Origin of the sequence: Pseudomonas sp. DCA-1 (assembly GCF_046523955.1) — a bacterium.
Classification (GTDB): Bacteria; Pseudomonadota; Gammaproteobacteria; order Pseudomonadales; family Pseudomonadaceae; genus Aquipseudomonas; species Aquipseudomonas putida_Y.
Genome location: NZ_CP169881.1, coordinates 25003 through 37958, shown reverse-complemented (window position 1 = coordinate 37958; position 12956 = coordinate 25003). Strand labels below are relative to the sequence as shown.

The 12956-nt window shown below is 54.5% G+C and carries 12 protein-coding genes; 9 read left to right on the top strand and 3 right to left on the bottom strand.

The window, feature by feature from the left end; all coding sequences use genetic code 11:
• The first annotated feature begins 76 nt into the window (after window positions 1–76).
• From ACE4QZ_RS00185 to ACE4QZ_RS00165, 5 genes are all read left to right on the top strand, one after another.
• Complete coding sequence (locus tag ACE4QZ_RS00185; RefSeq protein ID WP_181718349.1) at window positions 77–298, top strand: hypothetical protein; 222 nt, start codon at window positions 77–79, stop codon at window positions 296–298.
• 114 nt (window positions 299–412) lie between these two features.
• A complete protein-coding gene (locus tag ACE4QZ_RS00180; RefSeq protein WP_181718350.1) occupies window positions 413–1213 on the top strand; it encodes a phosphoadenosine phosphosulfate reductase family protein in 801 nt (266 codons plus the stop codon).
• A gap of 61 nt (window positions 1214–1274) precedes the next feature.
• On the top strand, window positions 1275–3287 hold the full coding sequence (locus tag ACE4QZ_RS00175) for an RNB domain-containing ribonuclease (protein ID WP_181718351.1): 2013 nt from the start codon (window positions 1275–1277) through the stop codon (window positions 3285–3287).
• A 39-nt stretch (window positions 3288–3326) separates the two neighbouring features.
• Window positions 3327–3542: a hypothetical protein gene (locus tag ACE4QZ_RS00170; RefSeq protein ID WP_110765354.1), complete on the top strand. Its 216-nt coding sequence runs from the start codon at window positions 3327–3329 to the stop codon at window positions 3540–3542.
• Window positions 3543–3661: 119 nt separating this feature from the next.
• Window positions 3662–4432 carry a hypothetical protein gene (locus ACE4QZ_RS00165; protein ID WP_181718353.1) on the top strand — a complete coding sequence of 257 codons (771 nt, stop codon included), beginning with the start codon at window positions 3662–3664 and terminating at the stop codon, window positions 4430–4432.
• 130 nt (window positions 4433–4562) lie between these two features.
• Here ACE4QZ_RS00165 and ACE4QZ_RS00160 read toward each other — a convergent pair whose 3' ends face one another.
• From ACE4QZ_RS00160 to ACE4QZ_RS00150, 3 genes are all read right to left on the bottom strand, one after another.
• Window positions 4563–4964 (bottom strand): hypothetical protein, encoded by a 402-nt coding sequence (locus tag ACE4QZ_RS00160; RefSeq protein WP_225786316.1) that lies wholly within the window; start codon window positions 4962–4964, stop codon window positions 4563–4565.
• A gap of 819 nt (window positions 4965–5783) precedes the next feature.
• On the bottom strand, window positions 5784–6008 hold the full coding sequence (locus ACE4QZ_RS00155) for a hypothetical protein (protein WP_186595176.1): 225 nt from the start codon (window positions 6006–6008) through the stop codon (window positions 5784–5786).
• A 130-nt stretch (window positions 6009–6138) separates the two neighbouring features.
• A complete protein-coding gene (locus tag ACE4QZ_RS00150; RefSeq protein WP_410480280.1) occupies window positions 6139–7164 on the bottom strand; it encodes a hypothetical protein in 1026 nt (341 codons plus the stop codon).
• Between the two features lie 1187 nt (window positions 7165–8351).
• Between ACE4QZ_RS00150 and ACE4QZ_RS00145 the strand changes: the two genes are divergently transcribed.
• The 4 genes from ACE4QZ_RS00145 (at window position 8352) to ACE4QZ_RS00130 (ending at window position 12946) form a co-directional block, all read left to right on the top strand.
• Window positions 8352–8753, top strand: a complete 402-nt coding sequence (locus ACE4QZ_RS00145) for a hypothetical protein (protein ID WP_410480279.1) — start codon at window positions 8352–8354, stop codon at window positions 8751–8753.
• A 520-nt stretch (window positions 8754–9273) separates the two neighbouring features.
• Window positions 9274–10197 carry a hypothetical protein gene (locus ACE4QZ_RS00140; protein WP_186595170.1) on the top strand — a complete coding sequence of 308 codons (924 nt, stop codon included), beginning with the start codon at window positions 9274–9276 and terminating at the stop codon, window positions 10195–10197.
• Window positions 10198–11035: 838 nt separating this feature from the next.
• Window positions 11036–11395: an IS66 family insertion sequence element accessory protein TnpB gene (gene tnpB, locus ACE4QZ_RS00135; protein ID WP_009687920.1), complete on the top strand. Its 360-nt coding sequence runs from the start codon at window positions 11036–11038 to the stop codon at window positions 11393–11395.
• Between the two features lie 18 nt (window positions 11396–11413).
• A complete protein-coding gene (locus ACE4QZ_RS00130) occupies window positions 11414–12946 on the top strand; it encodes an IS66-like element ISPpu15 family transposase (protein WP_410480278.1) in 1533 nt (510 codons plus the stop codon).
• Window positions 12947–12956 lie beyond the last annotated feature (10 nt).

The window sequence follows — 12956 nt, the reverse complement described above, 5'->3', positions numbered from 1 at the left end:
GCGGAAGCGTCTGATCGACACGTTGGATCAGAGGGGGGAAGGTCAAGGTTTTCATCGAGAAAAATGGAGCAACGACATGGCTAGATCAAGCACCGGCGCACTGAAGCTGCCGCTCAGCTTGCACCTGGATCAGAACACCGCAGACGCGATCAACCGCTTCAGGGGCGCACGTGCAGAACATTTGAAGTACGCGCACGATGATACAGCTGCCAGCGCAGAATTGATTCTGACGCTCCAGCGAACTGAGGCCGACCTGGCCAGGGCGGTCGACGAGCTTTTGGTCAAGCACGGGCGTTAGCACCAAGCCTCGATTTCTCGGTAAAGATTAGTCTATAGGACAATCTTTCGTTGAATATGATTGTTCTATAGTTTAATCTTTGCTCATTGACATTTATCAATGAGGCCGCAGGAAATGGAACGCTATCAACAGCAGGGCTTGCTTTTCGGGGATGAGATTCGTGACAGCTCGGAAGCCGAGCTTGACCAGTTGATCGCCAATGGTGCGCTGTTTGTGGCGAACCATTCGGGCGGTAAGGATTCCCAGGTGCAACTGGTCCATCTGCTTAAGCGTGTGCCTGCACGCCAACTGGTGGTTGTCCATGCTTCGCTCGGCGCGATGGAGTGGCCAGGGGCGATGGAGCTGGCCCGTGATCAAGCTGCCGCAGCCGGCCTTCCCTTCATCGTTGCCACAGCCGCGAAGACGCTGTTGGAAATGGTAGAGCGCCGGTTCGAGACTCGCCCCGAGGTACCGAGCTGGCCATCTGCATCTACTCGCCAATGCACGAGCGACTTGAAACGAGGCCCCATCCAACGTGAGGTCAGAAGCTATGCAAAGGCCAATGGCTTCAAGACGATCGTCAACTGCCTAGGCCTGCGCGCTCAAGAGTCCCCAGGGCGAGCGAAGCGGGCGGTGTTCAGCCGGATGAAGATCAGCAACTCAGTCTTGACCTGGTACGAGTGGTTGCCGGTGCATGACATGCAGACAGATGAAGTTTTCGACGCCATCGCTGCAGCTGGTCAGAAGCCTCATTACGCCTATGCCCTCGGTAATGATCGATTGAGCTGCGTTTTTTGCGTGATGGCGTCTAAGCCCGACTTGCGTAACGGGCGAGTTCATCACCCGGAGCTTTTCGAGCAGTACGTCGCTCTTGAGCGGCGCACGGGCTACACGATGCACATGAATCGAATCCCACTTGTTGAATTGGCGGCATGACCGCCATCTGACTGCTTCCAGTGTAGAATCCACACATAGCTTGATAGGCCAAGGATCCACCGTGACTTCACCATTGTTCGTGACCATCGATTCCCAGAAAACGCTTGATATTGACGACGCGATATCGATTACCCAGAGCGGCGATCTGTACATCATATCAGTTGCCATCGCTGATCCTTCTGCGAAGGTTGGGGTCGGCTCTCATGACGACAAGGTGGCGTTTGAGCGGGCCGCCTCGATCTATGCCCGAGATCGTGCAGTGCAAACAATGCTGCCACGGCACATCGGCGCAGATCAAAGTAGTCTTGTCGCGGGGCAACCACGGCAAGCGATGGTTTTTACAATCACGCTCAATAGCTCGCTTGAGGTCGTCGGTTTTGAACCTAGCAGCCAGGTTATCACCGTCAACACGCGTCTTACATATGAGGCCATTCCGGAGATAGCCCGAGGTACCCAAAACCCTTTGCGTGAAATGGTAGAGCTCCTCAGTAGGGTTTCGACGCTTTTGCTGCAGCGCCGCCGATCGAAAGGAGCGCTTGCCCTTTTCGACATTCGCAAGCTCATGCTCTCGGATGAGGAGGGCAACCTTCGCCAGTACGAGTCGTTGGATCAGATGGTCGGGCACATCATCGTGCAAGAATTCATGATTCTGACGAATTCACAAATAGCGCTCTTCATGGCTGAGAATGGGCTGCCCGCGGTATACCGTAACCACGCGAGTCGGGTATCTGCTCCGCATGCACTGGACCTGGCCAACACAGTCGAGCAGTGGTTGAAAGAGGGGCTTGTGACCGCATCCTCTGTGGGGGCGCAGTTAGGGGCTCTCATAGAGCGTGCAGTTTACGATGGCGTGGCGCGTGGGCATTACGGTCTTGGCCTAACGCTGTACCTCCATGGCACCTCTCCGCTTCGTCGGTATGCCGACTTGGTGAACATTCGCCAGATTCGGGCGTATCTCGACAATTGCCCGCTGCCATATTCGCAAGCAGATCTGCTTACAATCTCGGCTTCGATCAACAAAACGCTGCGAGAGCGATCCGAATCCACTGTCGACTACCACAAGGAGGTGCTGGCGCGGAAAGCTCAGCGCTTGGTGGCGAGTGGGAACCTGGCCAACATGGAGGACAACGTACTCAGCGCTGCCGTGAAGCTCGCGAAAGACGCCGGTCATTTGCCTGAAGCTGTAGCGGCTGAATTGATACGAAGACTCAACAACAACACGATTGCGGACGCCATCGTCGATCGACTTGCGATTCAAATCCCCAAGGAAGCAATCACCGAAGATCTTGGGGCGGCTTTCTCGAACTGGATGTGCCAGCACCCTCACAACGTAGTCAGGATCATCATGAACGGAATCCAGACTCAAGTTTTTGAGGGACTCGATGAAACGGTGCACGGTGTAAACGGAGGCTTTAAGTGTGTGGTTGCTGTCTCGGCAAGTGGGCGGCGTCTTCAGGGAGTTGGTGTGCACCGCGAGAAGCGTGTAGCAAAGCAGAAAGCCATGGTCGAGATTTTGTGTCGTCATCTGAGTTTGCCAACAAACAGCCTTAGCCCTGAGGCTCCGACGCAGACATCAAGCTCTCCAGCGACCCGCGCTACTGACTACAAAGGTGCGCTAATTGAGCTTTGCCGGAAGCAGGGATGGGCTGCTCCTCATTTGCATGTCGCGATGAGTGGACCGTCAAATGCTGCAAGCTTCACAGCCACCGCGACTGTACACCCGAAGGGTAGCGACGTCGAAAGTGCTACCTCACCAGAGTGTGCAACCAAGAAGGCCGCTGAAGCAGCTGCTTCGGCCATCCTATTGAAGCGACTGGCCAAGTCACGTGAGGCGACTTCCGTGAGCAGCTCAAACCCGGTCGTGCAGCTAAATGAGATGGCACAAAAAAACAGGCTGGCGGAGCCCAGTTACGTCTTCACCCAGCTGAGCATTGCTCCTCCGCAGTTCGAATGCGAGGCGCGAATCGTCGTAGATGGAAATGTGCTTTCGGCCAAGACAGTGGCTGGAGGTAAGAAGGTCGCGAAAGAGCTAGCTGCTGCCGAGATCCTTGGGCAAGTGAAAATAGCGAGCTGATTGAAGCGCCCAGTTGACCGCCGTGAGGGAGCTAAGCAAATGAGCACTGAACAGAAAGAACTGGAGGGGTTCGAGCTGACCTACAGTGTGCAGATCGACAGCAGCCAACTACTTGAGCTACTAGTTGACGAGATGGACACTGGGGACAGCGTTTGGCAAACCACGAATGCGAGCGGTCAGGTCCTGGAACGTTCCGAGCGTTACGCAGATCAGGCTCGGTGCCTGCGTGACGGTCTGAACAAAGTACTGAAATAGGAGCAAGCACCAGGTGTTGACAATACCAGGCATCGAACAGAACTAGTCTGGTTGTTGCGATTGCACTCTCAGATGTTGCTGTAGCCTGGAGGCAGCATGGGCATACGAATGGACGAACGATGAATCTGTACAAAATTGTTGAGCAGCAGGTGGCACGAGCCGAGCCCCTGATTGCTGGTTACCTTGGTTTGTATGCTGGCAGTATTGACCTTGCCGACCTCAACCCAGGCTCGATCAAGCAGGCAACCCCAGAGTTCAAACGTTGTGTGCAGCTGATCCAGGATCTCGCGGCCATGGCGGTGGTGACTCCGTCGACTGTACGCAAAATGGAGGCCGCCGTGGATGCGCTGGCTGGCATGGTCAGGGCACCCCAGATGATGGCGCCCACACGCGCCCTCTGGGCTATCGAGGATAGGATTCGTCGCACCCCGCTGGCGCTGGTTCGTCACCTGGCCGCAATTGCAGGCTCCGTGGCAGCGGGAATCTGGGGAACCATCGAAAAAAGCGCTGAAGCAGATGTGGGCGTAGCGATCGCCGCGGCCCTGGTGATGTTGTCCTTCGGCTGCAGCCTGAGCCATCTGCGAGACCCTGACCACATCGTGCCGAAAGGGCTTTTGGCGTTCCTAGGCGTTGGAGCGCTTGCGCTCGTGACGAAGGGCGTGCTGTTCACATTCTTGGTTTTTGCAGTCATCTCAGCGGGCTTCTTCATCCGAGACATCGCGCTGTGGTGCCGCCGGCTGAAGCCGGGCACTGCAGCTTCGCTCAACCGTGACAATGATGTGCTGTTCGGCGATAACGGCAACATCTACACAGTCGAGGAGCTGTACGACCTTACCGGCGGTCCCGGGCCTGCGCAAAGCACCTACGGCCTTGCCAAAGACGATGATTGATCGATGACTTATGGTTTTCAGGTGGCTGCGCAGATGCGACTACGAGAGGGTGCGGCTGCTATTTGAGAGGTGGTGCTGCTGCTCGGCTCGACTCAGCTGGGGAGTCGAGTCCGAGCAGCATATGAGGAGACTACTTGCCTTCGCCATTTGCCCGGGCGAACTGTGCAATGTCCAGTGGCGATCCCTCAGCGAACCCGGCCGGCTGAGTACACCAATCTACGACCCAGTCCTGGACATGCCGACGGGTGAGGGGGCCGTATGCTCGCTTGACGTCGTTTAGGCTGATGAGCCCACAGATGGGGTTGATGATCCAAAATCCAATGTGCTTGGCGCAGAGGAAATATGCTGCGGCGTAAAAAATGGCTGAAGCGAGGTTCCCGTACAGCTCCCGGATCTGAAGCATTGGGTAGTAGAACGCAGCAACCGTGAACAGTGCGCAGATCATCACGAGCGCCCACTGATTCCACATTTTTAATGCGACAAAACCGGTAAGCCACCACTGCCGCCGCTTGTTCAAGTCACCCCATTTCATTTGTAGGCTCACAAAAAAGCTGACATCTGCGGTCCAGTGTTTTCAGCTAAAGCTGCATCTTTTCTGTGACTCATCAGTAGAAATTTCACAGAAAAAATGAGAATTGCCTAACGCATTCACAAATAAGCTGATGCATCCAAAACGGCGGATCGTCATCTGCAACCTCAGCGTCGATTCTACCTAGCTTGGTACTGGCAGCACTGGCAACAACGAGCGCAAAAAAAGGCACCCGCGGGTGCCCTTCGATATGTCCGAGGAGTAGTCGCAGCGATCCTTTAGCTCCCAGTCTAATGACCTTGGGTTCAGAATCCGACAGGCTAGGCCTGTCGTCACTACTTCAGAGAAACCAGCTTTCTCTGCTGCCAAAAATGCCGGGGGGCCTTTGCTGGTACCCAGTCACGACGAATGCGCGGTTGCAGTCCTCCGCTACGACGTTACCCGAGGAGGTAAGTTCGTTCAATCACATGCGATGAAAGGCTCAGATTCGACAATCCACTGCTCCTATTCAACGACTCACTGACGTTCTCGGAAGGAGACAAAATCATCCGAGTTTTCCCAGGCGGGTCTGAGGTGGCCTAGACGCCATTTCTAGCGGGCCTTAGATGAAGATGTCTCAGCTCACCTCCGATCGCGCTCGACCTAAAGCGCATCGTTTCTACGAGTCCTTGGGCTTAGTGCCCAGCCAGACAGGCTTTAAAAAGAAGCTCCGATCTGAAGCGCAGACTCCAAAAAGCAATGCGGTTTTCGCCACTGGGCAGCGCTATTTCAGCTCATTAGAAGTACGGGCCGTGCGCACAGCGCACGCCCCGTACACTTTATTCACCCGTCGATCCCGATACGCTTGAGGCTTTCCAAGGCCTTGCCGCACTCGGGCGATCCATGCCGCACTCCACTGGACAGGGCGCTTTTGAGGCTCAAGACGCCGGCGACAAAGCCAACTTGCTTACCGACATCAAGCCCATCGGCAAACCCGCCGTCGTACGCTATTTCAGCGAGCGTGCTGATAAGCGACATTGTTTCTTGTTTCTTGGTTGTTGTTCCCATTGTTAACTCCGCGAGCGTTGAGCTCATTTCGCTTGGTTTGATGGCGAAGCCTTCAGGTTTGGGGTAAGCGAAATCCCGCTCCCATAGCCAATCCCTAAAGGGGGGGCATGGCCCCGCCACCGAAGGAAAATCAGCTATTGAGAGCAGGTGTTTCTTCGTCGCCGCTCGTGCTCGACTCTCCGCACAAGCACTGAGTGGGTACCTCCGGATGGGCGCTGTGTTTCTCGATGAACAGCGTTCGGCAGGTGGCGCATCCGTGGATCCGCGGCAGTGACTTCAGTCCCCCCGGCAGCACGTCGTTCAGGGGTTCATCACTCCAGGGAGCACCGTCGAGGATGCTGGAGCGAAGGATATTCCCCAGTCGCCAGGTGTTCCCTTGTGCACGCCAAGACCACATAGGGGCAGAAAGCGAATACTGGGTAAAGGTCTCTACCGACTGCTTGTAGAGCGCCGGGTACTTGGGGCGTGCCCACCCGGAATCGATGATGCTAAACCCCATACCCATCTCTGCGCTTGGATGTCTCTGGTCACCGAAAAAGCGGTCGTGCGTCGCTTGACCGGTAGCTGGGTGGTCACTCGGTGGGAATACCCACAGATAGCACTCACTTCGAGTCACCATACTGACGAGCTCGCTTTCCCCACGCATAGGGAAGCCCGCAGCCAATGCGAAGCGATCCTTCCAGGACATCTTGGGAGGCGGCGCTATACCGGCAGCGATGGCCAGCGTGGCCGTCTTTGGGGCGAATCTATCGCCGGACTCGTTCAGATCCAGATTCTTGCAAAGCGCGTTGAAGGCCTTCTTTCGAATCTTCGAGGTGAAGGACGGATCGAGGAGCAAGCGAACCTGGTTCACTCCGATCTTCGCCGCTCGTAGCACCTCGATGACTTCTTCAGCGACACCGAGCGCTTGCAGATCGGTCAGCCCCAAGCACTTTTTCGCCCGCTCAATCGTCGCGTAGAGGTTGTACTGCCGAGTGTCATTGTCACGGCAGACCTCGATGGGCAGGTTGTCTTTGGACGCGACTTCAGGAGCAACGGAGCCGATGGCAGCGTGGAGGAGCTGGTGGATGACTCGGTGATCGTATAGGCGACCAGAGGCGGAGAACGATGCGTGCAGCTGAGCAGCAAGAGGTTGGAGCAGGTTTTTTGCAGACATGACTATCCCCTAATCATCGACGTTGGGGTTAGCTGCGCTTGTAGGGCCGTTAGACGCGAAGCTGGACGTCGAATCAGGTTCAATCATGAGTAGAAGTCAGGCTTGATTTGCTTGCACGGCCACCATGCAAAGCCTGACACGCCAATGACACCAGAATCGCAGAGTTTTGGCAAGACAATCCACTAGATGAGCGGATGCAATTAGAGGGAGAGGCAAGCTCGCCGATAAGCCACAACAACATATTCCACATGACGGTGGGGATGATGAACCTCCGCCATGTATCGCCCCGCTGCGAATTCTTCTGCCGCGTGCAGCCAGTGACCGGTAGCACCTACTCTGGACTTTAATGCCGGAGGGCTAGATTCACAGGGCTGCCAGGGCTCCTGAGCCGTACTAATTTGACAGTTTTAAGAAGCTGGGCTAACTACATTGCAGTACCCAACGACCCAAGCCATAAAGGGAATCTCGTATGAGCATCAAGCCAGGCCCAAAACGAACGAACGAAGATGGTACTCCGGACAAAAGGCAGCGTGTCACGCCTGAAAAGCAAAAGGATCACCCGGACCTGAAGCCCCATAGGCATAAAAAGGGGGAATAACACATAAAGCAGCTCGGAGGAGCTGCTTTTTATTGTAGAAACAGCGGGCCGGCGCATCGAAGGGAACGTTTCACTAGAAAGCTGAGTAATACCGACCGCTCTCCCTCGATAAATGCCCGTTAGCAAAAGCGTTCGCTATTCTTCAAGTTCGCGCTATGAGCGTTGTTCAGGCTGATTGAATCCGCTGTGAATATGGCTCAAAGAAGAGGCTCCCGTGAGGGGCCTTTTTTATGCCTTGGAAATGACATCGTGAATACTTTGAGCGCATTCGATTAGTTAGCGGCGATTTTACGAAATGGTTTTTAAGCCAATCCAGGCTGCATGATTAACTCTGGGCGTGAGAGAACACATTAAGTAGAGCAAGGCATTTAATTACCGAGTTAACCTGAAACCCGAACGAAAAGGTCATTTATTTAAACCCATCTCAAGGATTCAGAAAGAACGATTCGGTGGTTGAACTGTGTTCTTAAAAGGCCCGTTGACACGCTTAAAACCACCGACTTTCAAAACTGTAAATAATCTTTGCAAAGCGTCGCTTTGTCATTGGCCGCCAAAACAGGCCATACAACATGCAAAGAGAATCCTACCAATGACCACCTACACAAAGAAATCAGCTTCGAAAACCACCCAGCCTTATTGGACTGCGACAAAGTTCCGAAATCTGCTTATCCTTCTGATGGCGCTTCCACGCTTCAGCGTTCCTCTTATCAACATCGATCAAAGCACAGTCATTAACCAATCGTTCTACAATGTCCAAACGAAGCCATTTGCGGAAGCTCCCCCAATGAACAAGCTTGACCCAGAGACAATCCAAGAGCAGCTTGAATTGTGGGAAGCAGCAACCTCGGCGCAGCGGCGGTATGCCGAGGCTCAAGGCACGGCCTCAGCAGAGCGTTTGGAAGAGCTGCGTCAGCAAGCTGAATTTTTGACATCAGCTGCTAGCTCGTACCACCTCGATAGCATGTCGAGCGACAAAAAAATTCGACATTAACTCCACTGGCTGGCAGTGATTCGAAGGCAGCCCTTCCTAAGCCCTTAAAGTCGATGCGTCCAATTTACCTTTTCAATTGGGCGCATCCACACATTCCTTTTACGTGCGAAGAAAACGATCGCTGCGTCCCCAGTGCAGCTTACCAAAAAGGCACCATTGGGGTACCTTTGGGGTATCACGTAACGTGTGGCATCTTATAAATAGGCACCGATCACAGAAAAAATTATTCTATAATGGAGATGATAAAAAACAGGCTCTGCAGAAACGTAAATACGAATGAACGAACCGGCCCTTTGCCTGGCCGTTTTGGCTCAAGCAAACTATGTAAGGCCTATCGGCTGTCGAGAAGCTATCGATCACTGAATGGGAAAGAGTGAGTATCCGGCACCTCAACATCGAGGCCTGCCATTCAATCGCGGCGAGCTTCATCGCTCGAAAATAGACGATAGGCCCAGATCTCAACCGTTTTGACATATTGATAGTGCTCAATTTTTCTAATTTGACAAATCAGGGAAAAGAAATGCCAGCATTCAAAGGAAAAAACCTGCGCTCCGGCGACTTAGCCGAGCAACTGGGAACATTACTTCTGCAAAACCTTGCGCTGGTAGCACCTGTTCCACGTACAGAAGATGTAGGCGTGGATGTGGTCGCTACACTACTCGAAGACTTTGACAACCTCCGGTTCAAAGCAACGAACAGCTTCTATGTCCAAATTAAATCGAGTTCCGTTGACTCAATCGAGTACAAAAACGAAGAAATTGAATGGCTCTTTGCTCTGGAGCTGCCGTTTTTCATTGCAAGGGTGAATAAAAGCCAACTGCGGATCGAGTTATATTGCTGTCACGCCCTGCATGAGGCGTTCGTGGTCAATCAAGGTCGTAAGACTCTGCGAATCGAATTCGGAAATGGCTCGAAAGCCGACGAAATCATGGCCCCGGACGCCGTGGTGAATGTCGGGCCACCAGTGTTCTCTTGGTCCATGGATGACGTCGACAAGGTCACCGATCTACGTAGCAAATTCAGCGCAGTATGCAAGGCCCACATAGAGGTTGCGAAGCTATCCATGGAGTTGCGTCGCGTCGGACGTGTAGAGACTCTTATCTGGAAAGAGAAAGAAATGCCGGTGGTGATGGGGTTCAGGTCAATTGATCCACACACACGTGAAAAGATTCAAGACATCAGTAATATTGCCATCCCATATTTGGTTCCATTTCTGGATCTTTGCGTTCGGTATGAAGATGATTATTGGCTGGATGAGATACTTCGTCTGACGCAAGAGCGCAGGCTGCTGCTATATACGTCTAGAACGAAGCCGGAGTCACCAGATACCGAAGCTCCAATGCCTGAAGAGTTTCAGTTTATTTTGAAGCGCCGGGCGGAAGATGCCGTGATCATCGAACAGTACCTGAAGGAGCACGAGGTAAAGTTTGGTGAAAAGGAATGATGTACGCTCTTCGCTCTAGCTCGTTTAGCACTGAAGAAGGAATTTCTTGAGCACGACTGGCGAACCCGTGCATTGCACCGTTCGCACCAACACACATCGAAGCATGAGAAGCACGGAGAGACTACAGCAGGCTGAAGCTCGCTACCGCGCTGCAACTGAAAGCGGCGGTCGGTACGAAGCTAGGGAGAACGGCCCGGTTATGCGTGCGGTAACAGCCGAGATCAGACTCACCGACCAGAAGCGTGGCGGTGGCGAAACGGCTAGCGCCTCGGGTCAGGTCAACCATGGCCGTCTGGCCAGCGGTTATTTTTTCATTACAGGTCGGTACCACCACGGCCTGAGTCTGCACCTCCCGACTGTAGAATCGGCTAAGATTCCACACAAGAATAGCCCCCGCGCGCGCCGCAGATTTTCATGATCTGCACTGCGTACATGGGGGTTAGTTTTTGTGCTCTCAAGCAGCTATTCTCCTGTCAGAATTTATCCGCCGATGACTAGATCCGCTGCCTCGCCTGCGCGGATCAACCCTGAATTGCTCTGTCGATTAGTCCAAGCACTCTCAAATCTGTGCGATGCGCTAGGCCCCTTGTAAACCACTTTTTTTCACTGTTAACCAACGTGGTTTACAGTGAAAAAAAGTGGTTTACATCGACGTCATGCTCCATGGGCTTACCGCCTTAACAGATCTCCCAGGACCTCCCTGGCAAGCTCTACCCTCGCCATATTTCGGACCGCCCGATCGGCCGGCGTATTGTAAGGGATCCATCATCCCCACATTCCAACCGTCCACCTGATTCCCGATGCTGTGCTCCCGATTTCTTTCTGGAGCCAGCCCACCATGATGCGCCCCGACAGCAAAGTCGAAAAAGTCTACCTCTACCCCAAGCCCGTGGACTTTCGAAAGTCCATCGACGGCCTCACTGCCCTGGTCGAACTGGACATCAAGGTCGCCGTGTTCGACCCGGTACTTTTCGTCTTCCTCAATAAAGCCCGTAACCGCATCAAGGTGTTGTATTGGGAGCGCAACGGCTTCTGCCTTTGGCTCAAGCGCCTCGAAGCCGAGCGTTTCAAAACTTCACCCGACGCGACCGACGAAGCTATCGTACTGACCGTCCAGGAGCTGAATTGGCTACTCGACGGTTTCGATCTCTGGCGCAACCGTCCGCATCAGGTTTTGACTCCTCGTTTCGTCGCCTGAGCGGGTATAATCCGGGCCATGATTTCAGTGCCCGATAACCTTCCTGACGACCCTGTCGCGCTCAAACTACTGCTTGCGCAGTTGTTGGCCGAGCGCACGGTCGACAAAGGTCAGATCGTCGACCTTAAGGAACAGGTCAAGCTGCTGCGTGACCGATTATTCAATCGCAAGTCCGAGCAAACCGTCGAGTCCAACACGCCCCAACTGGCGTTGTTCAATGAACCCGAAAGTCAGTGGGTACCTACCGCTGATGATGCCGACGAAGAAGTTGTTGCGCCAAGCAAGCAGCGCGGCAAACGCAAGCCACTGTCGGCTGACCTGCCACGCATTGAAGTCATTCATGACTTGCCCGAGCACGAACTGACTTGCGCCTGTGGTTGCCGCAAACACGTGATTGGCGAGCAAACCAGCGAACAGCTCGACATCGTGCCGATGCAGATCCGTGTGCTCAAACACGTACGCAAAGTCTATGGCTGCCGTGGCTGCGAAACCGCGCCGGTCACCGCTGACAAGCCGGCCCAATTGATTGAAAAGAGCATGGCCAGCCCCAGCGTGCTGGCGATGTTGCTGACCACCAAGTACGTCGATGGCCTGCCGCTGCACCGCTTCGAGACGGTGCTGAACCGACATGGTATCGAGATCCCCCGGCAAACCCTGGCCCGCTGGGTCATCCAGTGCAGCGAACACTTTCAGCCACTGCTGAACCTGATGCGTGACCGCCTGCTGGAAAGCCCGGTGATCCATTGCGATGAAACTCGCGTGCAGGTGCTCAAAGAGCCGGATCGTGATCCGACCAGTCAATCCTGGATGTGGGTGCAGGCCAGTGGCCCGCCTGATCGACAAGTCGTGCTGTTCGATTACACCACCAGCCGCGCGCAGGAGGTGCCGCTGCGCCTGCTGGAGGGCTATCGCGGTTACGTGATGACCGATGATTACGCCGGTTACAACGCGTTGGCGCTACAGCCGGGCGTTGAACGACTGGCGTGCATGGCGCATGTCCGGCGTAAATTCGTCGAAGCGCAGAAGGTGCAGCCTAAGGGCAAGACCGGTCGCGCCGATGTTGCGCTGACGATGATCAACAAACTGTATGGCATCGAACGCGACCTCAAGGATGCCAGCGATGAACAGCGATTCCTCGGTCGTCAGGAACGAAGCCTGCCGATCCTTGAGCAGTTGAAAAGTTGGCTCGACAAGACGCACTCACAGGTGACACCGCAAAGCGTACTGGGCAAGGCGGTGCTTTACCTGGCAAACAACTGGAACCGCTTGGAGCGGTATGTCGAGGCGGGCCACCTGCCGATCGACAACAACCTGGCAGAGCGGGCCATAAAGCCGTTTGTGATCGGGCGCAAAGCTTGGCTGTTCAGTGACACGCCCAAGGGAGCCACGGCTAGCGCGCAGATCTACAGCTTGGTCGAAACCGCCAAGGTCAACGGCCAAGAGCCCTATACGTGGCTGCGCCACGTCCTGGAGCGACTGCCGCACGCCTCATCGGTAGCAGACTACGAAGCGCTGCTGCCATGGAACTGTTCGCCAGAGATGCCACGGTAGCCTTGGCTTC